Origin of the sequence: Streptomyces sp. NPDC056347 (genome assembly GCF_042262625.1) — a bacterium.
Lineage (GTDB): Bacteria > Actinomycetota > Actinomycetes > Streptomycetales > Streptomycetaceae > Streptomyces.
This window is the reverse complement of record NZ_JBHJQP010000123.1, coordinates 1-24,253: the sequence shown is the minus strand read 5'-3', so window position 1 is coordinate 24,253 and position 24,253 is coordinate 1. Positions and strand designations below refer to the sequence as shown.

General features: G+C 72.7%; 20 protein-coding genes and 2 pseudogenes. 11 read left to right on the top strand and 11 right to left on the bottom strand.

Translation table 11 applies throughout. From position 1 onward, the window contains the following. Nucleotides 1–47 precede the first annotated feature (47 nt). From ACFCV8_RS25245 to ACFCV8_RS25235, 3 genes are all read right to left on the bottom strand, one after another. Complete coding sequence (locus ACFCV8_RS25245; RefSeq protein WP_376687715.1) at nucleotides 48–3,902, bottom strand: S8 family serine peptidase; 3,855 nt, start codon at nucleotides 3,900–3,902, stop codon at nucleotides 48–50. 287 nt (nucleotides 3,903–4,189) lie between these two features. Then, the gene (locus tag ACFCV8_RS25240) at nucleotides 4,190–4,954 is read right to left on the bottom strand and encodes a hypothetical protein (protein WP_376687714.1); all 765 of its coding nucleotides are present in this window, start codon (nucleotides 4,952–4,954) and stop codon (nucleotides 4,190–4,192) included. 192 nt (nucleotides 4,955–5,146) lie between these two features. Further along, a complete protein-coding gene (locus ACFCV8_RS25235; protein ID WP_376687713.1) occupies nucleotides 5,147–5,941 on the bottom strand; it encodes a peptidyl-tRNA hydrolase in 795 nt (264 codons plus the stop codon). Nucleotides 5,942–6,013: 72 nt separating this feature from the next. On the opposite strand from ACFCV8_RS25235, the gene ACFCV8_RS25230 reads away from it, so the two are divergent. From ACFCV8_RS25230 to ACFCV8_RS25220, 3 genes are read left to right on the top strand one after another with little or no spacing between them, the layout of a single operon-like run. Next, nucleotides 6,014–6,691: an AIM24 family protein gene (locus ACFCV8_RS25230; RefSeq protein ID WP_376687712.1), complete on the top strand. Its 678-nt coding sequence runs from the start codon at nucleotides 6,014–6,016 to the stop codon at nucleotides 6,689–6,691. A gap of 44 nt (nucleotides 6,692–6,735) precedes the next feature. After that, nucleotides 6,736–7,605 (top strand): ATP-binding cassette domain-containing protein, encoded by an 870-nt coding sequence (locus ACFCV8_RS25225; protein WP_376687717.1) that lies wholly within the window; start codon nucleotides 6,736–6,738, stop codon nucleotides 7,603–7,605. Then, nucleotides 7,602–8,267: an ABC transporter gene (locus tag ACFCV8_RS25220; protein ID WP_376687711.1), complete on the top strand. Its 666-nt coding sequence runs from the start codon at nucleotides 7,602–7,604 to the stop codon at nucleotides 8,265–8,267. The genes ACFCV8_RS25225 and ACFCV8_RS25220 overlap by 4 nt, the downstream gene beginning before the upstream one ends. A gap of 209 nt (nucleotides 8,268–8,476) precedes the next feature. Here the strand turns inward: ACFCV8_RS25220 and ACFCV8_RS25215 are convergent, their stop codons facing one another. The 4 genes from ACFCV8_RS25215 to zapE all read right to left on the bottom strand — a co-directional run bounded on the left by ACFCV8_RS25215 (nucleotide 8,477) and on the right by zapE (nucleotide 12,728). Then, nucleotides 8,477–9,340: a polysaccharide deacetylase family protein gene (locus ACFCV8_RS25215; protein WP_376687710.1), complete on the bottom strand. Its 864-nt coding sequence runs from the start codon at nucleotides 9,338–9,340 to the stop codon at nucleotides 8,477–8,479. Nucleotides 9,341–9,501: 161 nt separating this feature from the next. Continuing rightward, the gene (locus tag ACFCV8_RS25210; protein ID WP_376687709.1) at nucleotides 9,502–10,965 is read right to left on the bottom strand and encodes an alkaline phosphatase PhoX; all 1,464 of its coding nucleotides are present in this window, start codon (nucleotides 10,963–10,965) and stop codon (nucleotides 9,502–9,504) included. 160 nt (nucleotides 10,966–11,125) lie between these two features. After that, a complete protein-coding gene (locus ACFCV8_RS25205) occupies nucleotides 11,126–11,551 on the bottom strand; it encodes an OsmC family protein (protein WP_376687708.1) in 426 nt (141 codons plus the stop codon). A gap of 85 nt (nucleotides 11,552–11,636) precedes the next feature. After that, the gene (gene zapE / locus ACFCV8_RS25200; RefSeq protein ID WP_376687707.1) at nucleotides 11,637–12,728 is read right to left on the bottom strand and encodes a cell division protein ZapE; all 1,092 of its coding nucleotides are present in this window, start codon (nucleotides 12,726–12,728) and stop codon (nucleotides 11,637–11,639) included. 47 nt (nucleotides 12,729–12,775) lie between these two features. Here zapE and ACFCV8_RS25195 point away from each other — a divergent pair, with 47 nt between their 5' ends. The 5 genes from ACFCV8_RS25195 (at nucleotide 12,776) to ACFCV8_RS25175 (ending at nucleotide 17,144) form a co-directional block, all read left to right on the top strand. Beyond that, nucleotides 12,776–13,564, top strand: a complete 789-nt coding sequence (locus ACFCV8_RS25195) for a pyrimidine reductase family protein (RefSeq protein ID WP_376687706.1) — start codon at nucleotides 12,776–12,778, stop codon at nucleotides 13,562–13,564. A 148-nt stretch (nucleotides 13,565–13,712) separates the two neighbouring features. Then, nucleotides 13,713–14,165, top strand: a complete 453-nt coding sequence (locus ACFCV8_RS25190) for an indole-3-glycerol phosphate synthase (protein WP_376687705.1) — start codon at nucleotides 13,713–13,715, stop codon at nucleotides 14,163–14,165. 70 nt (nucleotides 14,166–14,235) lie between these two features. Then, complete coding sequence (gene murC / locus ACFCV8_RS25185) at nucleotides 14,236–15,630, top strand: UDP-N-acetylmuramate--L-alanine ligase (protein WP_376687704.1); 1,395 nt, start codon at nucleotides 14,236–14,238, stop codon at nucleotides 15,628–15,630. Nucleotides 15,631–15,639: 9 nt separating this feature from the next. Next, nucleotides 15,640–16,044, top strand: coding sequence for a peptide-methionine (R)-S-oxide reductase MsrB (msrB, locus tag ACFCV8_RS25180; RefSeq protein WP_376687703.1), 405 nt, complete (start codon nucleotides 15,640–15,642; stop codon nucleotides 16,042–16,044). 161 nt (nucleotides 16,045–16,205) lie between these two features. Continuing rightward, nucleotides 16,206–17,144 (top strand): type II CAAX prenyl endopeptidase Rce1 family protein, encoded by a 939-nt coding sequence (locus tag ACFCV8_RS25175; RefSeq protein ID WP_376687702.1) that lies wholly within the window; start codon nucleotides 16,206–16,208, stop codon nucleotides 17,142–17,144. Nucleotides 17,145–17,313: 169 nt separating this feature from the next. Here ACFCV8_RS25175 and ACFCV8_RS25170 read toward each other — a convergent pair whose 3' ends face one another. Next, nucleotides 17,314–18,564, bottom strand: coding sequence for an NADH:flavin oxidoreductase/NADH oxidase family protein (locus ACFCV8_RS25170; RefSeq protein ID WP_376687701.1), 1,251 nt, complete (start codon nucleotides 18,562–18,564; stop codon nucleotides 17,314–17,316). 95 nt (nucleotides 18,565–18,659) lie between these two features. On the opposite strand from ACFCV8_RS25170, the gene ACFCV8_RS25165 reads away from it, so the two are divergent. Then, nucleotides 18,660–19,307: a TetR/AcrR family transcriptional regulator gene (locus ACFCV8_RS25165; protein WP_376687700.1), complete on the top strand. Its 648-nt coding sequence runs from the start codon at nucleotides 18,660–18,662 to the stop codon at nucleotides 19,305–19,307. Nucleotides 19,308–19,311: 4 nt separating this feature from the next. Here the strand turns inward: ACFCV8_RS25165 and ACFCV8_RS25160 are convergent, their stop codons facing one another. Further along, on the bottom strand, nucleotides 19,312–21,792 hold the full coding sequence (locus tag ACFCV8_RS25160) for a GTPase-associated protein 1-related protein (protein WP_376687699.1): 2,481 nt from the start codon (nucleotides 21,790–21,792) through the stop codon (nucleotides 19,312–19,314). 307 nt (nucleotides 21,793–22,099) lie between these two features. Here ACFCV8_RS25160 and ACFCV8_RS25155 point away from each other — a divergent pair. After that, nucleotides 22,100–22,703: pseudogene (locus tag ACFCV8_RS25155) on the top strand (IS5/IS1182 family transposase); the annotation flags it as partial. A 12-nt stretch (nucleotides 22,704–22,715) separates the two neighbouring features. Here ACFCV8_RS25155 and ACFCV8_RS25150 read toward each other — a convergent pair. Next, on the bottom strand, nucleotides 22,716–23,393 hold the full coding sequence (locus tag ACFCV8_RS25150; RefSeq protein WP_376687698.1) for a DUF4232 domain-containing protein: 678 nt from the start codon (nucleotides 23,391–23,393) through the stop codon (nucleotides 22,716–22,718). Nucleotides 23,394–23,562: 169 nt separating this feature from the next. Between ACFCV8_RS25150 and ACFCV8_RS25145 the strand changes: the two are divergent. Then, nucleotides 23,563–23,899 (top strand): annotated as a pseudogene (locus ACFCV8_RS25145) (hypothetical protein); the annotation flags it as partial. Between the two features lie 214 nt (nucleotides 23,900–24,113). Here the strand turns inward: ACFCV8_RS25145 and ACFCV8_RS25140 are convergent. Beyond that, nucleotides 24,114–24,253 (bottom strand): transposase (locus tag ACFCV8_RS25140; protein WP_376687716.1); only part of this gene is annotated, 140 nt, incomplete at its 5' end.

The window sequence follows — 24,253 nt, the reverse complement described above, 5'->3', positions numbered from 1 at the left end:
GCACCGGAGGCGATTCCGGTGCGGCGCCCGTTGGTGCCGGTCGTGTGCTACTTGAGGCGGTAGGCCCGGTCGATGGTCTCGACCGTGCGGCTGCCCGCGCCGTCCCAGAGTTCGGCCCTGACGGCCACGTACCCGTTCGTCGCGGAGAGCTTCGGGTGCCGGTAGGAGACGCGGAAGGAGTCCGCGTCCGTGCGCGTGACGGTGGCCGCCTTCCAGGTCGTGCCGCCGTCGTAGCTGACCGAGACCTTCGCCCCGGCCAGCTTCGTCGGGCCCTGCCAGCCGGTGGCCCGGTAGCCGTCCAGGGTGAAGGAGTAGGCGGAGTTCGCCCGTACCCGGTCGAGGAGGTCGGCCGTCATGCCGTAGTGGGTGGTGATGACGGGGAGCGGCTCACAGGTGGAGACCACGCCGGCGAAGTCGGCGCAGGCCTCCTCGGAGAACCCGCTCGGGGTGTCCGCCGTGAACGAGTACTGGGCGCGGGAGGTCCCGGCGGTGTCGAACATGCCCTCGTCCGCCTCGCCGAAGGGGAGCTCGATGTCCACCCGGTAGTCCGCCTTGCCCTTGACGGTCCACGGACTCTCGTCTCCGACGCGCCGGCCGTCGCGGTAGAACGCCAGCGCGAGGCCGGGGACCGAGTCCATGTAGTGCTCGGGGTCGGAGTCGGCGGCGGCGCCCGGCATCAGGACGATTCCGGCGTCGGTGCTGCAGAAGTTGCACGACATCCAGCTGCCCAGCGGGGCCGCGTGAAGGGCCGGACCGAACCAGTCCTCGACGACGGAGCGTCCGGCACGCGGGGTCTCGATCCGCCCGTGCATCTGGGAGCGGTAGATCCCGACGGCGACGTGCTGCTGGTACGTCAGGCCCCCCTTCGCGTAGACGAGGTCCTCACGCGACTGTCCCCGGTAGACGGTCTCCGGCGTCCGCAGGGAGACGGTGTTCGTCCCCTTGGGGCCCCACACGTCCTGCACGTATTCGGTGGGCTTCTCCTCGCCGTAGCCGTGGAAGGCATTGGTCACCGATGCGAAGTCGGTGCGCCGGGCCGTGGCCTTGAGGTCGGCGGGAACCCCGTCGAAGGTCCACTGCCCGGAGTAGGCGTAGGCCGACTCCTTGCGGCCGTGCAGGGTGACGGTGACGGGCTTCTTCTTGCCCGCCGCGGCGATACGGGCGGCGAGTTCCTTTCCGTCCCGCTGGGTGAGCCCGGCGAACGGGATTCTCAGCCCGTCGCCGACGGAGGTGAAGACGCTGCGGTCGGTGACCCGGGCGACGAGCACCGCGGCGGCACCGGCGTCGTCCAGGTCACCGGCGAGCGGCCCGGCATCGGACGGGAAGTCGTTGTGCACGAGCACGGCCTTGCCCCGGATGTCCTTGCCCGCCAGTTCCTCGGCACTGCCCCCGCCGACGTCGACGAGCGGGAGCTTCCTGGTGCCGTCGAAGCGTACGAGGTTGCTGGGGGCCCGCAGGGTCAGGTCGAAGCCCTTGGGGCCGGTGACCTCGCCGGTGAGCAGCGGCTGCCGCTCACGCTGGTAGAAGGTCGAGGACAGGGTGCCCGTGTGCGGCTTCTCCGCGGGGATCGCGCCGAAGTGTCCGGTGGTGGGGGAGGCGTCGCCGGTGATGCTGACGCCGGAGGAGCGTCCGTCCGGGGCGGTGCGCCGCAACTGGTAGGTGAACGTGGAGGCTTCGAGGGCCCGCCGCTCTCCGGTGATGTCGAGCCGGAAGTCCTTCGCCCGGGTGGCGTCGACGGTCGTGCTGACCGGTGCGTCGGAGACCGTCACCTCCGGGAGACTGAACAGGTCGAGGGCGTCGGCGACTCCGTTTCGGTAGCCGAGGTCACCGGTGGTGATCCCGCCGAAGACCGCGTACCGCCCCGGGGGGACGCGCAGCCGGAGGGTGGCGAGGCTGTTCACGGGCGACGTCTCGTAGTAGTCGCTGTCGAGCCCCATGACGATGATCAGACCCCGGTCGGGAGTCGCGCCGTTGCGGTCCTTGAGGCTGATGTCCATTCCGTAGCGCTGGGCTTCCTTGGTGAAGCCGAGAGCGGCGTGGGCCGTCGCGCCGTCCGTGCCGGTCGCGGTGATCTCACCCGCGTACGAGCCCGCGTCGAGGAGGTTCGGGTCGAGAACGACGGGAACGTCGACGCTGCCACCGGCGGGAACGGTCACCTCGTCCTGCCCGAGGGTCAGCGAACCGTCGGCCGGGGAGCCCTGCGTGGGGCGGGCGGCGAGCTTCACGGTCCGCGCCGCGCCGGAGGGGTTGCTGACGGTGAAGGTGCGGGTGAGCTTCTCGTACGTGGCGTCCTTGCCCTTGTACCAGACCATCCCGAAGTCCACCGGGCCCGAGAGGTCGAGCTGGGCGTCGAGGGAGGCGGCGACGTTCACCCGGCCGCTGCCCTGCTCGAAGACGGTGGCGTCGGAGGACCGGTCGGTGTGCGACGTCAGCGCCGCCTTCAGCCGCTCGCCGGTCCAGTCCGGGTGCCGCTGCGCCAGGATGGCGGCGGCTCCGGCGACGTGCGGGGTGGCCATCGACGTACCGTTCGCCGACGTGTAGTTGTCGTCGACAACGGTGCCCATGGCGGTACCGGCCGCACGGGCGGCGACGATTCCGACACCGGGCGCCGTGACATCGGGTTTGATCCCGTGGTCGTAGGTGCGTGGTCCGCGGCTGGAGAAGTCCGCCATCCGGTCCGACTTGTCGACGGCGCCGACGGTCAGCGCCGCGTCCGCGGCGCCGGGGCTCCCGAGGGTGGACTCTCCCGGCCCCTCGTTCCCGGCGGCGACCACGAAGAGGGAATCGCTCGACGCGCTCAGCCGCTCGACCGCCGCCGTGGACGGGTCGTCCTCGGGGTCACCCGGCGACCCCAGGCTCATGTTGATGACGTCGGCGCCCTGGTCGACCGCCCATTCCATACCCGCGATCACGCCGGATTCCGGCCCCGAGCCGCCGTCTTCGAGGACCTTGCCGATGATCAGGTCGGAGCCCGGAGCGACTCCCTTGTACCGGCCGTCCGAAGCGGCGCCGCTGCCCGCGATGGTGGACGCGACATGGGTGCCGTGGCCGTGGCCGTCCTGCACGGTGGCGGCACCGGCGACGAAGCTCTTCGACGAGACGACCCGGTCCTTGACGTCGGGGTGGGTGAGGTCGACCCCGGTGTCGAGAATGGCGACCTTGATGCCGGTCCCGTCGTACCCCGCCGCCCAGGCCTCGGGGGCGTGGATCTGGGGGACGCTCTGGTCCAGCGTCACCTTGGCCGGTGCGTCGTACCAGATCTTCGCGACCCCGGATCCGGCCGCGGCGGTCCGGTTCTTTCCGGTGGCCCGGTCGGGCCGGGCGGCCTTCCAGAAGGAGGCCGCCCCGGTCTTCTCGACGCGGACGGCGGCCATGCCCATCCGGCGCAGCAGCACACCGGGCCTGCCGGAGGGGAGCTGCCGCGCGCGCTTGCCCAGCTCGGTGCGGGAGGGCTTGTCACCGTACGAGACGATCACGGGCAGCGTGCTGTCCTTGGCGTCCCCGTGCCCGTCCTTGAGCAACTGGGTGACGTTGAACAGCCGCCGGTCGAGGGTGCGGGCGGCGAGCGGGGCCAGCGCCTCGGTCGGGTACACGTACAGGTCGCCGTCGGGATCGGTGACGGTCTGGAACGTGGCCGCGTTGCCGGGCGCGGGGGTGACGGTCACGGAGGTGCGGCCGTCCACCCCCTTCGTCACGGACACGGTGTCCCCGGTGACGAGGGTGACCAGGGAGGGCTTCGCCTTCTGCGCGGCCTTCGGTGAAAGGCCGCCCGTGGGGCTGCTGGTGGAAGGCGCTCCCACAGCTGTTCCGGGACTGAACCCGGGTATCAGCATGCCGGTGGCGAGCACCGCCGTGACGGCGATCAGCCGTCTTCCATGTATGCCGCTCAGGGGTGTCGGCACGTACTTCTCCTCGGGTGAAAAGGATGGAACGGGGCAAGGAGTGCACGCCGGTGTGCGGGCAGGGCAGGGCGGAGCGGGGGTGGGGGAAGAGGGAGGAACGGGAGGGAAACCGGCCCGGACGAACGGCGCATCCGGAGGCTATAGCCCGTCGGAGCATGTGCTGAAGGCCATTGCGTGGCGCATGTGCGCCAGTTGTGAAGGCCGGGACCGCCGGGGGACGGCGACGGCGCCCTCGCGCGCGAGCTCCCGCGGCGCCGCTTCCGGATCCGGCGGGCCCGTGCCCTTCGCTATCCCCGCGCCGGTTCGGGGGCGGGCGCGCCGCACGACACGTCCACCCAGCCCCGGCGGGCCGCGTACCAGCCGAGCTGCATCCGGGTCGCCACTCCGGCCCGGTCCATCAGTCCGCGGGCGCGGCGCAGTACGGTGCGCCGTCCGACGCCCAGGTGCCGGGCGATGGCATCGTCGGTCAGGCCGCCGAGCAACAGGGTCAGCAACCGCTTGTCCGCGTCGCCCAGCTCGTCCCGTTCGGCGCGGGGCACCGGGGTGCCGTGGTCGAAGGGCGCGCTGTCGGCCCAGACCCGCTCGAAGAGCTCGACCAGGCCGTCGAGCAGCGGGCCGGAATCCACGATCACCAGGTCGCCGGGGCTGCCCGCCGGGTCGTTCTCGCCGAAGGCGCAGGTGAAGGCGTACTCCCGGTCGATGATCATCATCTTCATCGGGAGCCGGGCCGTGACCCGCGCCTCCTCCCCGGCCGCCAGGCACTGGTCGATGCGTGTCATCGCCCCCGGGTACTCGATCGCCTCCCGGCCGTAGACGGTGCGGTACGAGACCCCGTCCGACAGCTGCTCCAGCTGGACGGCGTTGTCCACCGACCAGTAGGGAGGCGCGTCGAAGTACAGCACCTCACGCCGGGCGCGTTGCTGGATCCGTGCCGCGTGCACCGGTGCGGTCGGGCGCGACATCCCCGGGGCGGGGCCGCCCCTCGCGCCGCTGCCGGAGATCCGGGTCGCTTTGACGGCCCGGTACGGTGACGGGCCCGGTCTCTCGGGCATCGCGACCCCTCTCATCAGGACATACCGCGTACGGGGTGGCCGCGTCGACGGGCCGCGGTCCCCATGATCCTGAGAGGGTATTCGTTCACCGGCAAGACTATGCGTTGCCCGTAATCGGATTGACGTCACGTTTGATCGGTGGGGCGGCGGGCAGGTGCCCGAAGTCCCCAAAGGCACACCGGCCGCGGCCGGTCAGCCGTGCCGCAGCGCCGGATGGTCGGCGACCACCGTGCACGAACCGGGGGCGATCTCGGTGAACCCGGCGTCCTTCACCACCGGCAGCCCACCGGTCGTGAGTTCCTGCCACCGCTCGGGCCCGGCGGTGGCGACCGAGAGCGGGAAGCCCGCCTCGCGCCACGCCTTGCGCTCCGTGTCCGACAGCTCCCACCAGGCGAGCTGCGCCCCGTGCCCGGCCTGCGCCATGGCCTTGCCCGCCGACATGTCCAGCTCCGGGTTGAGCCACAGCACCGGGCCCGCGAGGTCGGGCGCGGCGGGCGGTTCGGGATCGTCCAGATCCGTACCCGACACCTGGAGCTTGGCCAGTTCCTTCGGCCAGCCGTCCAGCGGCACCGGCGGGAAGACCCGCACCTCGGCATGGTCGCCGGTGACCGTGATGCCGGGCAGCGCGGACGCCTTGCGCCACTCCGCGCCGCGCGCCCGCCGCACCACCTTGCGGATACGGGCGTCCTGCCAGTCGCGCATCGCCCGCGCCCACACTCCCTCGCCCGCCGAGCGTTCGTCGGAGAGCATCACGAGCACGGCGCGGGCGGCCGTCCGCAGGGCGTCGGTCCGGGCCGGGGGAGCCGTCTTCTCGATGTGCACGACCAGCGGCAGTACGTACTGCGGCGCCTCGTCGCGGCCGGTGCTGCCGGGCACGAACGGTGATCCGGGCCCGGCCGGTGATCCGGGTACGGGCTCGGTCGGTGATCCGTCCGCGGCCGGCGATCCGGGTGTGGTCGGGGGTACGGGAGTGTCTTCGCTGCTCATCCGTACCAGTCTGCCAGCCCCGCGATGGCCGGATGTTGGCGGAACGGAAGCCTCCGGGTGAGGATGCACCGCATGAAGAGCGATCTCTTTTCCAGCGAGAACATGGCGCAGCCGGCGACGGCCCCGGGGATGACCCTGCAGAACGCCAAATCCATCAAATACGCCATCAACGGCGAGATGCACGCCCGCCAGGGCGCGATGATCGCCTTCCGGGGCAATCTCCAGTTCGAGCGCAAGGGCCAGGGCATAGGCGGCATGCTCAAGCGCGCCGTCACCGGCGAGGGGCTGCCGCTGATGGCGGTCCGGGGCCAGGGCGAGGCATGGTTCGCGCACGAGGCCGCCAACTGTTTCATCGTGGAGATGGAGCACGGCGACGTCCTCACGATCAACGGCCGCAACGTGCTCTGCTTCGACCCCACGCTCGCCTACGAGATCAAGACGGTGAAGGGCGCCGGGATGGTCGGCGGCGGGCTCTTCAACAGTGTCTTCACCGGCTACGGCAAGCTCGGCCTGATGTGCGAGGGGCACCCCATCGTGATCCCCGTCAGCCCCCAGCAGCCGGTCTTCGTCGACACCGACGCGGTCGTCGGCTGGAGCGCCAACCTGACCACCTCGCTGCACCGTTCGCAGAGCTTCGGCTCGATGATCCGCGGCGGCTCCGGCGAGGCCGTCCAACTGCGCCTGGACGGCGAGGGCTTCGTGATCGTGCGCCCCAGCGAGGCCAAGCCCGAGAAGGTGACGGCCAACTGAGGCTGTCCGGTGTGGGCCGGCGCTACGGCCTTCGCGGACCGTGGGTGCTGCGCGGGATCGATCTCGACCTGCCCGCGCACACCCTGATCCGGATCGAGGGCACCAACGGCACCGGGAAGTCGACCCTGCTCCGGCTGCTCGCCGGGATCGACTCCCCGACCGAGGGCCGGATCACCGGCCGCCGCCCGCGCACGGCCTACGTTCCCGAACGCTTCCCGGCCGCGCTGCCGTTCACCGCGACCGGCTATCTCGTCCACCTCGGCCGCGTCCACGGCCTGCGGGGAACCGAGGCGGCGGACCGCGCGCGGACCTGGCTCGACCGGTTCGGGGCCGCCGCCCACGCCCGTACCCCGCTCGCCGAGCTCTCCAAGGGCACCTGCCAGAAGGTGGCCGTCGTCCAGGCCCTCCTCGCCGATCCGGAACTGCTGATCCTGGACGAGGCGTGGACCGGGCTGGACACCGCGGCCCGCGCCGAGCTGGACCGGGCCGTGGCCGAACGGGTCGCGGCCGGTGCCACCGTCGTCTACGTCGACCACGACCCGCGCAGGCTCGCCGAGGCGGCCGGCACCGTGTTCCGCCTCGGGAACGGCACCCTGAGCGCCGCCCCAACGCCCCCGGCCGCACGGAAGGTGCCCCGGATACGGATCGAGGCGTCCGGCCCGCCCGGCACCCCGCTCCCCACCGGACTCCCGGGTGCCCCGGAGCACACGCCCGCACCCGGCGGGGGCGTCCTGCTGACCGTCGGGGCCGACCGCTCCGATGCGCTGCTGCGCGCCCTGCTCACCGCGCACCCGCCCTGGCACATCCGCGGCCTGACCACCGCCCCCGACCGGGCGGAGGACCTCCCGGTGGCCGACCGGCCCCCACACCGGACGCCCCCGCACCGGACCACCCCGACTCCCGAGGCACCGTGACCGCTCTCGTGCGCTACCAGGCCGCCCTGCTGGCCCGCTCCCAGCGCTGGCTCGCCCCGGTCCTGCTGTACGCGGCCTTCGTCGGCACCGGAGTGACATGGGGGCAGCCCGTCCTCGGCTCACTCGGCTACGCCGCCGCCGGGCTGCTCCCCGTCACCGCCTGGCTCGTCCGGCTCTGCGCGACCCAGGAGCCGCCCGCCGCCCGGACCGTCACCGCCGCGGCGGTCGGGTCGCCGCGCGCCCATCTGGCGTCGCTGCTGGCCGGGCTCGGCTGCGCGGGGCTGCTGGGCGTGCTCGTCGTCCCGGCCGTGCTGCTGGTCAGCCGGCCGGCGGGGGCCGACGGCACGGTGCGGGTGGGCCTGCTGCCCGCCGGGGCGGCCGGGCTGGTCGCCACCGCCTGCTGCGTGCTGGTGGGGGCGGCGATCGGCGCGCTGTGCACGTGGCCGCTGCTGCGCCGGCGCGGCTGGTCCCTGGCGGGCACCGTGTTCCTCGCGCTGCCGGCCCTGGTGGCCGGTGGCTCGCCCGCGAACGCCGCCGTGCGGAGCCTGGTCACCGGGGAGCGGACGGGAGCGGTGCAGCCGCCGCTCGCGGCCCTGGCCGTCGCCGCAGTCCTCGCCGTCGCGGTGGCGGCGCTCGCCTGCCGGAGGGCCGCGGCGGCCTGACGGCGAGGACGAACCCCGGTCGACGGCGAGGGAGCCCCCCGGTCGACGGCGAGGGCGAACCCCGGTCGACGGCGAGGGAGCCCCCCGGTCGACAGCGAGGAGGAACCCCGCGCCGACGACGGACGCCGATCCCGGCCCGGCGGCGGAGACGGCCCCGGCTCGGTGGCGGAGACGGCCCCCGGCCCGGCGGTGGAGACGGCCCCGGCTCGTCAGGCCGTCGCCGCCCGGATCAGGTCGGAGACCCTCACGAAGCGGTAGCCGCGCCTGCGCAGTTCCGGCACCACCCGGCGTACCGCGTCCACGGTGACCGGTGCGGCGCTGCGGGTGCAGTGCATGACGACCAGGGAACCCGGCCGCACCCCGCTCAGCACCTGGGCGGCCACCGCGTCCGCGTCGGTGGCGAAGGCGTCGCCGCCGACCACGTCCCACTGCACCGCAGTCATCCGCTCGGGCGCGAGCGCGCGCAGTGAGGTGCTGTCGTAACAGCCGCCCGGAAAGCGGAAGTACGGCACGGTACGCACCACTCCGGCCTTCCGGAACGCGTCGGCGGCACGCGCCGCGTCCGCCCGCATGTCCGGCCCGGCCACCGTCGGCAGCCCGTAGCAGGGGGACTTGAAGGCGTAGTGGCTGTACGAGTGGTTGGCGACCTCGAAGAGCGGGTCGGCGCCGATGGACCGGGCCTGGTCCGGGTACTCCTCGGCCCAGCGCCCGGTCATGAACACCGTCGCGGGCACCTTCCGCTCCCGCAGCAGCGCGATCAGCGCGGGATTGTCGAAGTGCTCGCCCGCCGCCGCGCGCGCCCCCTCGGCGGCCGTCATGTCGGCGTCGAAGGTCAGCGCGACCACCTTCCCGCCGGTCCGGGGCCCGTGGCTGAAGACCGGCGTCAGCCCACCCGGGCCAAGCGCCAGGGTCGGCGGTGCCGCCGGGGCCGCGTGCGAGGGCGAACGGACCGGTACCGGGGAGCGTTCCGTGGCGGCGGGGGCGACGACGGCGGACGCACCGCCGACGCCCCCGCCGTCCCCGCAGCCGGTGAGACCGCCGAGCAGCACCCCGAGAACGGCAAGGGCTGTCATCTTCCGCATGGAACCTGTCACCTGCGGAAAATATCCGGTTATCCGATTAATGAGTGCGTGCGGCGCCGCCCCAGGGCCGGAGTCGTTCCCGGATTCACCCGGCCCGTCGAATCACCGCCCGGGCCGGGGCCCGCAACCGCTCATTGCTCACCGCTCACCGCTCACCGCCAGGGTCCCGTCACCGCGAACGTCGTTCCCGGCGTGTAGCAGTTCACGTACATCGTCGAACCGTCCGGGGCGAAGGTGACCCCGGCGAACTCGCCCCATTCGGGTTTGTCCGGTGTGCCGATGTTCTGCCGCCCCCGCGCCATCGCGTAGACCTCGCCGCCGCGCGTCAGACCGAACACGTGCTGCGCCCCGTCGCCGTCCTCGCACACCATCAGCCCGCCGTCCGGGGCGAGGCAGATGTTGTCCGGGGACTCGCCGGGCAGGTCCACGTCCTTCCCGGCGCCGAAGACGATCACGAGCGTGAGGCGGCGCCGCTTCGGCTCGTACCGCCACACCTGGCCGTGGTGGTCGGCCGCCGAACCCTCGCCGCTGCGCGCGAAGCTGGACACGAAGTACACCGAGCTGCCGCCCCAGTAGCAGCCCTCCAGCTTCTGGGCGTGCGTGATGCCCCTGGGGCCGAAGTCCTGGAAGCGGATGGGGGTGCCGTCCGCCAGCGGGTCGGGCACGGGAACCCACTCGATGCCCTCGAAGCTGGTCCCGGCCTCCTGGATCACGGAGAGGTCCGGGACGCCGGGTACCCGCATGGCCTCCAGGTGCCCGCCGGCCCGCAGCGAGCCGGTGCCGCCGAGCGGCTTGTTCGGCAGAAAGCGGTAGAAGAGCCCGAAGGGTTTGTCGAAGGCGTCCTCCGTCTCGTAGACGATTCCGTTCCCGGGGTCGATCGCGATGGCCTCGTGCTGGAACCGGCCCATCGCGGTGAGCGGCACGGCCCCGGTGCGGCGCGGGTCGGCGCCGTCCACCTCGAAGATGAACCCGTGGTCCTTGGTGTAACCGTTGGTGCCTGCCCGGTCCTCGGTCTCCTCACAGGTCAGCCAGGTGTTCCACGGGGTACGGCCGCCCGCGCAGTTCACCGCCGTCCCGGCGATGGCGACGTGTTCGCCGAGCACGTTGTTACGGCCGTCCAGCTCCAGGGCCGTGCAGCCGCCCTTGCCCATCGGGTCGTAGGTGAGGCCCTCGACGACGGGGACCGGGATGCGCGCGGTGACCCGGTTCTCGTGGTTGCGGACCAGGTGGACGCGGCCGTGGCGGCCCGTGAAGGCGGCCATCCCGTCGTGGTTGCTGGGTACGAGGCCCTCGCCGGAGCGGAGCAGCCCGCCCTCCCGGGACAGCACCCGGTAGCGGAAGCCCCTGGGGAGGTCGAGCAGCCCGTCGGGGTCGGGCACGAGCGGCCCGTACCCGGCGTGCCCCCGGGCGGCGGCGGTGCCCGCGAAGAGCTCGGAGAACGCGCCCGTGAAGGCGATGGACGCGACGGCCGCGCCCGTACCGGCGAGAACCTGACGGCGGCTGGCGACCGGACCCGACGTTCTGGAGGCGGAGCGCGACACTTCGGTGACCGTTCGTGATGCTTCGGTGGTCGATCGCGACGCTTCGGTGGTCGGGCGTGACGTTTCTGATGACATGAGGCAACTCCCTGCTGGCGGACAGGAAAAGTGACCCGCATGTGTGTAGCACGCGCGTGGCCGCGCGGGAACCATGCGGGTCACCGTGTCCCGGATGTGCCGGGGGAGTGTCCCGGGCGGGGAGCGGTCCCCGAGGGGCCCGCGATCCCCGCCGCGGCCGTCAGGCCAGCGAGGCGGAGAGCGTGATCGTCGTGCCGGTCAGCGCCTGGCTGACCGGGCAGTTCGCCTTGGCGTCCTCGGCGGCCTTGACGAACGCCGCCTCGTCGAGGCCGGGCACCTGGCCCACCACGGTGAGGTGGATGCCGGTGATGCCGGTGCCGGGCTGGAAGGTCACGTCGGCCTTGGTCTCCAACTGGGTCGGCGGCGTACCGGCCCCGGTCAGGCCGTGGGACAGCGCCATGGAGAAGCAGCTGGAGTGGGCCGCCGCGATGAGTTCCTCGGGCGAGGTCTTGCCATTGGCCTGCTCGGCGCGGGACGGCCAGGAGACCGGGTAGTCGCCGATGCCGGAGGAGTCGAAGGTGACGACCCCCTTGCCCTCGATCAGGTTGCCTTCCCAGACCGTGTGGGCCTGTCGGACGGTAGCCATGCGGGAATCCCTTCGAACGGTGTGCGCGGTCGGTACGGGAACGCGCCGGGGCGTCCGCGGACACCCCGGGCGGTACGACCCGAACCTACTGCTCCACCAGCCCCTTCGCGTCCCGTGCAAGCGCGGTCAGCCGGGAGATCGCCCGAAAATACTTCTTCCGGTACCCGCCGTTCAGCATCTCCTCGCTGAACAGCCGGTCGAACGGCATCCCGGAGGCGAGCACCGGGACCTCCCGGTCGTACAGCCGGTCGGCGAGGACGACGAGCCGCAGCGCGGTCGACTGGTCGGGGACCGGCTGGACGTCCGTGAGGCAGACCGCCCGCACCCCGTCCGTCAGCGCGCCGTAGCGGCTCGGGTGGACCCGGGCGAGGTGGTCGAGCAGCCCGGGGAAGTCGTCCAGGCTGGCGCCCCCGGTGGCGTACGCGGCCCGGGTGACCTGGTCGTCGGAGTACGGCGGCGGGGCCTCGGGCAGGCCGCGGTGGCGGTAGTCCTCGCCGTCGATGCGCAGCGGGCGGAAGTGGGCGGACAGCCCCTGGATCTCCCGCAGGAAGTCGGCGGCGGCGAACCGGCCCTCGCCGAGCTTGCCCGGCAGCGTGTTGGAGGTGGCGGCCAGCGCGACCCCCGCCTCGACCAGCCTGCTGAGCAGCGAGGACACCAGCACGGTGTCGCCCGGATCGTCCAGCTCGAACTCGTCGATGCACAGGAGCCGGTGCCCGCCCAGCGTCTTCACGGTCTGCTGGAAGCCCAGCGCGCCGACCAGGTTCGTCAGCTCCACGAACGTGCCGAACGCCTTCAGCGCCGGCTCGGCGGGCGTGGCGTGCCAGAGCGAGGCCAGCAGATGCGTCTTGCCGACGCCGTACCCGCCGTCGAGATACACCCCGAGCGGCGCCGAGGCGGCCACCGGCTTCCGGCCGAACCACTTCCTGCGGCCCGAACCGCTGGCGTGCGCGCCGCCCAGCCCGGCCGCGAAGCCGCTCAGAACCCTGACCGCCTCCGTCTGGCTCGGCTGGTCGGGGTCGGGCACGTAGGTATCGAAGCGTACGGAGTCGAAGCGCGGCGGCGGCACCATCTCGGCGACCAGCCGGTCGGCCGGAACGTGGGGTTCGCGGGCGCACAGGGACAGCGGAGCTGTCTCGGATATGGGGCTCTGCCCCGGCAGGGCTGTGGAGGACGACACAACTCTCCACTCTAAGCGCCGCCACAGGCCGTGGAAGACTGCGGAGCATGCGACGCCTGTTCCCTGTGACCGACCTGACATCCGCCGACACCCCCGCCGCCGGCTCCGCCGGTGACCTGGGGGAGTGGAGCCTGGACGCCCTGGCCGACGCCTACGCCTACCCCGGGCAGGACGGTCCCTGGCTCCGCGCCAACATGGTGTCCACGCTCGACGGCGCCGCCCAGCACGACGGCCGCTCGCAGCCGATCTCCTGCGCGGCCGACATGCGGATCTTCGGCACCCTGCGCGGCCTGGCCGACGCGATCGTGGTCGGTGCGGAGACGGTCCGGCTGGAGGGCTACCGGCCCGCCCGCGCGCGCGAGGCGTTCGCCGTCCGCCGGGCCGCCGCCGGGCAGGGGCCCGCCCCCGCGATCGCCGTGGTCAGCGGCAGCCTGGACCTGGACTTCTCGATGCCGCTCTTCACCGAGCCGCTGGTGCCGACCCTGCTGCTGACCGGCACCGGTGTCCCCGCGCAGCGCGTGGAGCAGGCCCGCGCGGCGGGCGCCGAGGTGGTGTTCGCCGGGGAGGGCTCCCGGGTGGACCCGGCCAGGGCCGTGCGGGAGCTGGCGGACCGCGGGCTCACCCGGCTGCTGACCGAGGGCGGCCCGAGGCTGCTGGGCCAGTTCGTGGCCGCCGGGGTCCTGGACGAGCTCTGCCTGACGCTCGCGCCGCTGCTGACCGCCGGGGACGCGCAGCGGATCGCGGGCGGTCCCGGGGTCACGGTGCCGAAACGATTCACCCTGGCATCGATGCTGGAGGAGGCCGGTTTCCTCTTCACTCGGTACCGTCGGGGCTGAAAAGAGCGGAATTACCCGTTCCGGTTGGCTTCCGGTGGGCACAATTACTTCCGCAACCCCCGTGCGAGCACGGGGAAGGATGGTTTCAGCAGTGACCTGGGAGGGTCACTGAAGCAGAAGGGCGCCCGTGGTGTTCACCAGCGTTTTGATGATCGAGAAGCCCCTCACCTCGGAGGACGTCGACTTCGTCACCACTTTGCACGGGGAGGAGCGGATCTCCTTCGTCGTGCTGCTCCAGCCGCGCGGTGACCAGGCCGATGTGCTCCTGCGGGCGATCGACGACCTGGCGATGGGCGAACTGAAGGAGGCCGCCCGGGAGAGCGAGGAACCGGAGGGCGAGAACGCCAGACAATCCGCCGAACTCGCGCTCGAGGTGTCCCTGGAGGCGCTGCGCCAGGCCGGCTCCGAGGCGGTCGGCCAGGTCGTCGAGGACCATCCGCTCGATCTGCTGAAGTCCGTGGTCGAGGAGTCGGAGGCGGACGAGGTCATCGTGCTGACCGCACCGCACTACGTCGAGGAGTTCTTCCACCGCGACTGGGCTTCCCGGGCCCGCCACAAGGTCGGCGTCCCGGTGCTCAAGCTCTTCGCGCACAGCGAATAGGCTGGGCGGGCGGTCGAGGCCGGTACCTCTCCGCGACCGAAAGCACCCGCTCAGCTCCCGGAGGACGCACATGACACCCGGTATCCCCGCCGCCATGGAACGCCCGCACTTCATCGGCATCGGCGGCGCCGGAATGTCGGGCATCGCGAAGATCCTCGCCCAGCGGGGCGCCAAGGTCGCGGGCAGCGACGCCAAGGAATCGGGTACGGCCGAGGCGCTGCGGGCGCTGGGGGCGACCGTCCACGTCGGGCACTCCGCCGCACACCTGGCGGACGACGCCTCGTGCGTGGTCGTCTCCAGCGCCATCCGCGCCGACAACCCGGAGCTGGTGCGCGCCGCCGAGCTGTCGGTCCCGGTCGTCCACCGCTCAGACGCGCTCGCCTCGCTCATGACCGGCCTGCGTGCCATCGCGGTCGCCGGCACGCACGGCAAGACGACCACCACCTCGATGCTGGCCGTCGCCCTGACCGAGCTGGACCTCGACCCCTCGTACGCCATCGGCGGCGACCTGGCCGGCCCCGGCACCAACGCCACCCACGGCGAGGGGACGATCTTCGTCGCCGAGGCCGACGAGAGCGACCGCAGCTTCCAGAAGTACGACCCCGAGGTCGCGATCGTCCTCAACGTCGAGCTGGACCACCACGCGAACTACGCCTCGATGGACGAGATCTACGAGTCCTTCGAGGCGTTCACCGCCAAGATCGTCCCCGGCGGCACGCTGGTGGTCTCCGCCGACCAGCCCGGCGCCGTCGAGCTGACCGGGCGGGTCCGCGACCGCAAGGGGCTGAACGTCGTCACCTACGGCGAGGCCGAGTCCGCCGACGTACGCGTCCACCGGATCACCCCGCGCGGCCTGACCAGCGAGGTCACGATCCTGCTGAACGGGAAGTTCCTCACGTTCACGGTCTCCGTGCCCGGCCGCCACTACGCGCTCAACGCGGTCGCCGCCCTCGCCGCCGGCGTCGCCCTCGGCATCCCGGCCCACAACCTGGCCTCGGCGCTCGGCAAGTACACCGGCGTCAAGCGCCGCCTCCAGCTGAAGGGCGAGGCGGCGGGCGTGCAGGTCATCGACTCCTACGCGCACCACCCCACCGAGATGACCGCCGACCTGGAGGCCATGCGCGGCGCCGCGGCCGACGCCCGCATCCTGGTGGTCTTCCAGCCGCACCTCTTCTCCCGCACCCAGGAGCTCGGTACGGAGATGGGCCAGGCCCTCGCGCTCGCGGACGCCTCCGTGGTGCTGGACATCTACCCGGCCCGCGAGGACCCGATCCCCGGCATCACCAGCGAGCTGATCATCCACGCCGCGCGCACCGCGGGCGCCGACGTCACCGCCGTCCACGACAAGGACGCGGTCCCCGCCACGATCGCGGGAATGGCGAAGCCCGGTGACCTCGTTCTCACCATGGGCGCGGGCGACGTCACGGACCTCGGTCCGCGCATCCTGGACCACCTGTCGAGCTGAGGGAGCACCGTGTCGTACGAGATCGAGAAGCCGGACGAGCAGTGGCGGGCCGAGCTGTCCCCGGCCGAGTACGCCGTGCTGCGCCAGGCCGGCACCGAACCCGCCTTCGTCGGTGAGTACACCGGCACGAAGACCGAGGGCGTTTACTCCTGCCGCGCCTGCGGTGCGGAGCTGTTCCGCTCGGACACCAAGTTCGAGTCGCACTGCGGCTGGCCGTCCTTCTACGACCCGAAGGACACCGACGCGGTCGAGCTGATCCAGGACCGCAGCCACGGCATGGTCCGCACCGAGGTCCGCTGCGCCCGCTGCGGATCGCACCTGGGCCACGTCTTCGAGGGCGAGGGCTACCCGACCCCCACCGACCAGCGGTACTGCATCAACTCGATCTCGCTGCGGCTGACTCCGGACGCCTGACCTCCCGGCCGGCTCACCGGCACCGGCTCACCGGTGACGGGCGGTCCCCCGAAGGATGTACCGGCGGTTCGTCCGCGCGGACGACGGGCGGGCCGTGCGGCCGGGCCAGGCTGGAGCAGGGGCGTACGTCCCTGCCAGTCCGGCCCAGATCGGGGAGCAGCATGTCCGAGCCCGCGTCACGCACGATCGCCCGTACCGCCCCGGTGCCACCCGCCGCGAGCGCGGGCAGCACTGGGGCGGCGCTGTCCCGGGCGCTCACCGGCGGTCTGGTCATGGCCGTCGCGCTCGGCGCGGGCACCGGCTTCGGTGCCGCCCTGGCCGAGGCCGCCGGACTCGGCGGATTACCGGCCCGGCTGCTTCCGGCGGCACTCGTCACCGCCCTCGCGGTGCCGCTGGTCCTGCGCCTGTCGTCGCGCACCGGCCCGCTCGGCTTCGGCGGCGTACGGCAGAGCCTGCGCGCCCTGCTGACCGGCGCCGGGGTGACGGCCGGTGCGGCGGCGCTGGTGCTGGGCGCGGGCACGGCCGCCGGAATGCTGGACTGGGGGCGGCCCGACGCCGCCGCCCTCGTCGCGTTCCTCGCCACCAACACCGTCGTCGCCCTGCTCCTCGAGGCCATGCCCGAGGAGACCACGCTGCGCGGCCACACCTGGACGGCGCTGCGCGGACGGTTCCGGGGAACGGTGGCGGCCCTGGGCACCACGGTGGTCTTCCTGCTGGTGCCGGGCGCCTCGACGGTGGTGGGGGCGGGGGTGGCGTGGCTGACCGGCGGCACGCCCCCACCGGTCGGGCCGGCGCCCGAAGGGCAGAACCCGGTGGACTACCTGGTGCTGCTGACCGTGTTCGGCCTGATGCTCGTTGCCGCCAGAACGGCTGTGACCGGGGCCCCGCTGTGGAGTGCGATCGGCGCCCACCTGACCTTCCTGACCGTCAACCGGGCCGTGCTGGAGGGCGACGCGCGCGGCGCGGGCCTGGGCGTGGAGCCGACGACACCGGACGCGGTGCTGCTCGTCCCGGCCTATCTGCTGGTCGCCACCGCCGGGTTCCTGGTGTGCCGCCGGCTGCGTACCAGGTCAGTCCGGGACGGTGCGCAGCCGGTGTGACCCGGGGACTCGCCGCAGCAGGCCCCGTGCGGTGGCCGGACGGATCGGCCGCCCACGGACCACCCCGGGCACTGCCCCGGCCGGACGGCCGGGCTCGGCGGGTGAGGGCGAGGTGAGGGCGAGGTGAGGGCGAGCCGTGCGAACCCGTCGCCCACCCGCGCACGGTGGTTCACCGGCCCGCGACGCTCCGTGAGGTGGTCAGCCAGGAGCGGTAGCGGCGCAGGGCGCGGCGCTGCTGGAGCTGATCGCAGACCATGGCGCGCGCGGGGTGGGTTCCGGGCCTCGGGCCGCTGCCGTGGGCGAGGCGGCGCATCTGGTGGCGGACGAGCGCCATGCCGGCGGCCGAGGCGAGGGTCTTGTCGGACCAGGTCACGGGCCTGAGCCGCCCGTCGGCCTCGCGCCCCTCCTTCCACCGGTCGGGCAGGTCGGGCGTGACGGCGAGGGCGGTGCCCATGCCGACGACCGCCACGCCGCTGTCGAGGACCTGCTCGGCGGTGACACGCCGGGTGACGCCACCGGTGAGCATGAGCGGGATCGGGCTCGTCCCGACCAGGTCCTCCGCCAGATCCAGGAAGTACGCCTCCCTGGCCCGGGTGCGGACATCGGCGGAACGGCCGGACATGGCCGGGCTCTCGTAACTGCCGCCGGAGAGTTCGACCAGGTCGACACCCAGGGGTTCCAGCATGGCGATCACCCGGCGCGCGTCGTCGGCATCGAAGCCGCCGCGCTGGAAGTCGGCGGAGTTGAGCTTCACCGCGACCGCGAACGACGGGGAGACGGCTTCACGGACCGCGCGGACGACGTCGAGCAGCATCCGGGCCCGGTTCTCGAGCGGCCCTCCCCACGCGTCGGTGCGCGTGTTGACCAGCGGGGAGAGGAACTGCGACAGCAGATAGCCGTGCGCGGCATGGATCTCCACACCGTCGAACCCGGCCTCCTCGGCGCGCCGCGCCGTGACCGCGAAGCGGGTCACGGTGGCCCCGATCTGCTCGGCGGTCATGGCGCTGGGACGGCCGAAGCGACTGCTGTGCCTGCCCAGATCGACGCCGACGTCGGACGGGCCCCACACGACGCCGGGCATGTTGGCCTGCACCTGGCGGCCGGGGTGGTTGATCTGCATCCAGATCGAAGCACCGCCGGACCTGCCGGCCCTGGCCCACTCGATGAACGGCTCCAGCGGAGCGGCGTCGTCGAGCACCACGCCCGCGGGGCCGGTCAGCGCCTCGGCGTGCACCATGACGTTGCCGGTGATCAGCAGCCCCGTACCCCCGGCGGCCCAGCGCCGGTAGAGCGCGAACAGCCGTTGGTCCGGCAGCTGGCCGTCGCCGGCCAGGTTCTCCTCCATGGCCGCCTTCGCGATCCGGTTGTGGAGCACCTGACCGGAGCGCAGGGACAGCGGCGCGAACAGATCGCGGGACATCCGAGTCACCCTCTTCCATGTCGATCGCCTACGATGTGTGCACCGTTCACATTAGGGCCGGATGTGAGCGATGCAAACATCGAGGAGTGTGAACCGTGTCGCAGAGCGCTGCGTACCACCACGGGAATCTGCGGGCGGCCTGCCTGCGGGCCGCGCGTGAGCTGTTGGAGGAGGACGGCAGCGCGGGGCTCTCGCTGCGCGCGGTGGCGCGACGGGCCGGGGTGTCGGCGACGGCCCCGTACCGCCACTTCGCGGACCGCGACGCGCTCGTCTCCGCGGTCGCGGCCGAGGGGTACCGCGAACTCGAGGAGTGTCTGACCGCGGATCACCCCGCGCCCTCCACGTCCGACGATCTGGCGGCGGTCGCCGTCGTCTACGTGCGGTTCGCCCTCGATCATCCGGCGCTGTTCCGGGTGATGTTCGCCGAGCCCTGCGACCCGGCCGACGAGGAGCGGCTCGCCGCGACCACGGTCGTCTCGGAGTACGTGCAGGGCCTCGTCCGCGACGTGTTCCCCGGCTCGGACACGTGCGCCCTGGCGGTCGCGGTGTGGGCCCTCGTCCACGGCCTGGCGTTCCTGCACCTCGACGGCAAGCTCGACACCTCCGGCCCCGAAGTGGTCGCCGAGCAGGTCCGCGCCGCCGTGCACGCTTCGTTCGCCGCGGTCACCGCGGCCCCGGTGCTGAGAACGGTGGCCGGGCCGGACGGGGGAGCGGGCGACCCGGGGGCGCCGGACGCTCCTTAGGTCCTCACGCCCGCCGTACCCGGGCCGCGATGCGGCTGCCGAGTCGTCTGCGCAGGCCGCCGCCCGATCGGTGCCAGGAGCGGAAGGCCTCCGCCGTGCGGCTGCTGCCCGCGTGGCCCGCGGCTTCCTCGACCGCTGTCAGTTGTTCCGGTGACAGGGCCCGGACCGCCGGCCGCAGTACCTCTTCCAGCAGGGCGGTCCGGGTCGTGCTCCATGTCTCGCCCGCGTGCGGGTGGGCGCTCCAGACGGTGAAGCAGTCGGCGGCGTACGCCGGTTCGGAGCGCAGCCGGGCGAGCACCGTGTCCTGCCGGGCGGCCCGGCCGTACGCCGCGATCAGCTCCTGGTCGGCGCTGTGTACGAAGGCGTACAGCTCGGCCTCCGGGCGCTCCGGGGCGAGCAGCCGACCGGCCAGCGCCCCGTACGCCTGCTCGCGCACCCCCGGTTCCACCGGCTCCGCCCCGGCGCACAGCCGTAGGGCGGTCTCGGTCCACCCCGGTGCGGCCGCGTCCGACCGGAGGCCCTGGGCGAACTCCAGGAGTTGCAGCGCGTGGCGGGTCCGGGCGTCGATCTCCTGGGGGAACCCGCGCAACAGGTCCGGGGCCAGCTCCGCCGCCTCCGCGTCGTCCGCGTCCGCGCCGAGCGCTGCCGCGACGAGAACGGACCACGTACCGGCCGTGCGGTGCGCGTCGGAGGTGCTCGCGGCCAGCAACTGCCGGGCCTCGCCTGCCGTGGGTGCGCCCCCGTCCCAGACCAGACCCACCGCCGTACGCAGCACCAACGGCTCGGTGAAAGGTGACATGCCACCGGCGCGCAGCACGGCGTTCAGCGCCTTCACCCGGTCCTCGCCGCCATGTGCCCGGGCCTCGGCCGCCGCCGCGCACATTCTCAGGTGCGGCAGAGTCTGTGCCCCGGTGAACGGCAGCGCCACGTCCGTGAGCAGCCGCTCGGTCGCGGTCGGGTCCTTCGGGGCGATCCGGTCCAGCTCGCCCAGCAGCGCGGTGCGCACGTCGAACTGCTCGTCCAGCAGCTCCAGCAGCACCTGCCCGCAGTCGCCCGCGCCCTCGTCCCGCAGCGCCCGCGCGATCCGGCGCACGACGCCGGGGAGCAGGTCCGCGCAGTCCACGTCGAGCAGCCGGGCGATGCGCAGCAGTTGTACGGTCCGCCCCACTCCGTGCCCGGGAACGGCGTCCGGGCCGGTGAGCGGCGAGCCGTTGGCCAGTTCGGTGCGCAGGTCGTCGCCGACCGCCTCGACGAGCGCCGCCGCGACCGGCTCGCCGCCCGGCCCGGAGAAGACCGAGCGCCCCGGTGGTACGACGGTGACATCGTTCCCGTACACCGCCTCCGTCACCAGCAGGGCGCCGAGCGATGCCGTCACACCGGCCGGGGCCCGCCCGTCGAGCGCGGTCAACAACCGGGCCACAGAAGCGAGTTCGTGCGGAGTGCGGTCGATTTCGGGGTCGGTCAGGGCGTCGGTGAGCCGGTGCGTGCGCTCCTCGTCCAGCGCGTACGGCCGCTCGGCGGCCCACTCGGCGGCCGCCGCCCGCTCGGCCGAGCCGAGCGGCACGCCCGCGCAGAGCGCCGTGACGGCGAGCGGACCGGCGGCGAAGGGCCCGCCGGGCAGTTCGGCCGCGGTCCGGAACAGCTCGGGGGACCGGTTGCGCCAGATCCGGGCGCAGGTCTCGGCCCAGGCGTCTTCCACCGGCGCGGCGGGCCGGGCACCCGCGCAGTCGTGCACCCGGAGCGCGGGCGGTGCGTTCCGGGGCGCGTCCTCGGGCAGTACGCCGACGATCTGATGCGGAGCGTCCGCCGGACGGCGGGTGTACGTGGTGAACGTCAGCCGGTGTGCGTCGTCCGGCGGCAGCACCGCCGAGGCGAGCGCGACCCACCGGGCCGCATCCGCGCTGTGCCGCTCCACCAGCACCAGCCGCCCGGCGTCCGGTCCGCCGGAGCACACCTGGCGCAGGTCGGCGAAGACCGCCGCGAGCCAGGGGCTGCGGGAGACCGCGAAGTCGTTCAGGGCCTCGGGCCCGAAGGCCGCGGAGGCGGGCAGCGCGGATATCCGCTCCGGGGCCCCGCCGCGCGGCGGCACGGAGGCCCAGCTCGGCGAGCGCCAGGCAGTGATCGGCAGAACCCCGCCCGGCAGCCGTGTGCCGGCCGGAAGGTGCACCGCATGCGCGTGAAACCCGACGGCACCGGAACCGCCACCGGATCCGGCGTACGCGACCGCGCGGGCCAGCAGATGTCCGCCGTCCATCAGCTCGCTGAAGCTCAATGCCTCGGGCAGGGAACGGAGTTGGCCGGAGTCCGGCCGGTGCGGGGTCTCGGCGGGAGGCTCATAGCCGAGGAGCTGTTCGGCCTCGGCCAGCACCGGCGTGGGCAGCCCGGCGCTGACGGCGGTGAAACGCGCACCGCTCCCGCTCCCGCCCCCGTCGTCGTCCGCGGAGACAGCACGGGCAGAGGTGTAGTGCAGCTGCGCGAGACTCATGCGTCGGGCCCTTTTTCGTCCTTGCCGCAGACTTCCCCGTGCCCTCAGGGGCGGACCGCACGGCGCACGGCGACGACCCCGGCGGGAAGCACGAACCGCAGTCGCGGGAGCGACGCTATCAAGGCGTACGCCCCCTCCGCGCGCCCTGCGGCACGGCGGGCCGACGGGGGCGGGGCCGGAGGGCGGATCAGGTGCGCGTGGCGTCGGCCGCGTAGGTCACGAAGCCGGTCCGGGCGGTGGGGGAGAGGGCCGGTTCCGGGCCCTGGTCGATCTTGGGTGGGTGGCCAGGACGTTGGCCGTAACGGAGATTGTTGAGCGGCTGGTAGCGGACGATTTATGGGAATTGCGTAGCAGGTGGTACCGGAGAGAGGCGCCGTTGCGGCGCGCAGTAGCGTTCGGGCCGTCCGGTGCGACGGCCCACCGCCGGTTGGTCGAGTGCGTCGAGGACCAGGGGGTGGAGCTCGATCCACACACTGGTCCTCGACGCACTCGGCTCCCGCGGCGATCTCGACCGGTCGCGTTGCGCGATCGACTCGGTGAGCATGCGGGCCCTGGAACAGGAGGCCCGCTCCGTCGGCATCTCGGGCGCCGACGTCCACGACAGCCGGGCGTTGATGCCGCTCGTGAGGGGCGCACCGCCGATCAGGTCCCGGCGGGGGCCGCGTCGGCAAGGGCTGCGACTGCCGCCACCTGCGGCAATGGCCGGCGCGGGGAGGCATCGGGCACCGCATCGCCCGTAAGGGCATCGAGCCCCCACGGCGACTCGGCCGCCACCGCCGGACCACCGAACGCACCATGGCCCGGTCCGCCGACTGTCGCCGGCTCCAACCCCGCTACGAACGCGAGGCCGACCACTTCCTCGCCTCACCGGCATCGCCGGCACCTTCACCTGCTACCGCAGGCTCACCGATTGGGACGACTTCCTAGCCGACCGTGAAGGCGCCGACCCTGAAGCTGTCGCCGCAGACGCTGAAGTAGCCGCCCGGCGAGCCGTCCGCCTTCAGCACGTTCACCGTGGTGTCCGCCTGCTTCGGCAGCCCGACCTTGACGCTGGACGCGCCCATCGGGCAGGTGTCGCGGGCGGTGCCCTCGGTGTTCAGGTTGTTGTAGCCGATATCCGCCGTCGCCGAGCCGCCCGCCGGGATGTCGACAGCGTCCGAGCCCTCCTCGGAGTTGTCCGCGGAGATCGGGTCGGTCTTGTTCTCGTCGTCGGTCGCGGTCACGGTCGTGGGACCGACGACCGTACAGGTGGCACCGGAGGTGTTGGTGAGCTTGAGGGTGCCGTTGGCCGCCTGCTGCTCGGTGGCCTGGTGATCGCTCATGAAGAACTTGATCGAGACCGTCTGGAGGGTGCAGGCCGCGGTGGCGCCGCCGCCCCCGCCGCCGGACGAGCTGCCCCCGCTGCCGGACGAGCTGCTGCCGCCGCTCGTGCTCGAGTTACTCCCGGACGAAGCCGCGGTCGAGGCCGACCCCGAGTCCGATGCGGGAGCGGACGAGCCTGCAGCGGCTCCGTCCTCGTCGCCGTTGTTGCAGCCGGTGAGTGCGAGCGCGGAAAGTGCGGCGAGCGCGCCGACGGCTGCTATGCGAGCACGAGTGTGCATGAACTTCCTTCTTCTCCGTCAAAAACCAAGAGCCAACTGAGAAGACAGGATGATCTACGAAACCGTGCTGGTTGCACCTACCAGGTAAAGAATCACTAAGCTCACACCACCTCAGCCCAAGATCATCGCCGAATGCCCGCGCGGCCCGCTCCACTTCCGTGAACCCCGGATGGATCGGCGTGAAGTGGTGCCGGAGGTGCCGTCGCGGCCTCGGGGCGGTGATCGGTGTCGTGATGGCGACCGGGAAGTGCCGGTGGCGATCATGCTCGTGGCAGCAGCTGCTCGCCGTGTCGTCCGGGCCGTCCGGTGCGAAGGCCCGCCGCCGGTTCGCCGAGTCGACGAAGGCCAGTGTGCGGGCCGGGCTCCATCACCTCTCCGCCGGAATCTCCGGTGCCGGCGTCCACGACAGCCGGGCGTTGATGCCGCTCGTGAAGGGCGTACCGCCGATCGGGTCCCGGCGGGGACCGCGCCGGCGCAGGCCCGGAAGGCTTCACGTCGGCAAGGGTGTCCGGCCTTCCCGTCGGAGCGGCCTCGGCGGAGGGCTGTGGGCCGTGACTGATGCGCTTTTACAGGATGCGAAAGCGTCCCGTCCCGGGGTTGGCCGAATTGCTGACAAATTCACAACAGTTTCCAAGATCGGGGATCACTGCTCGCGCACATCTATGATCGAACTGTCCTTACTCGTAAGCGAGTTCGGCACAGGATCAACTCTAAGAGGTCCTAACAAAGGCGTTGGACGTGTCGGTGGGTGATGAGGCAGGTGGTGAGGCCGAGGAAGGCTTCGTGGATGTCGTCGCGTCGTTCCCAGCGGACGCGTAGACGTCGGAATCCGTGCAGCCAGGCGATCGTCCGCTCGACGA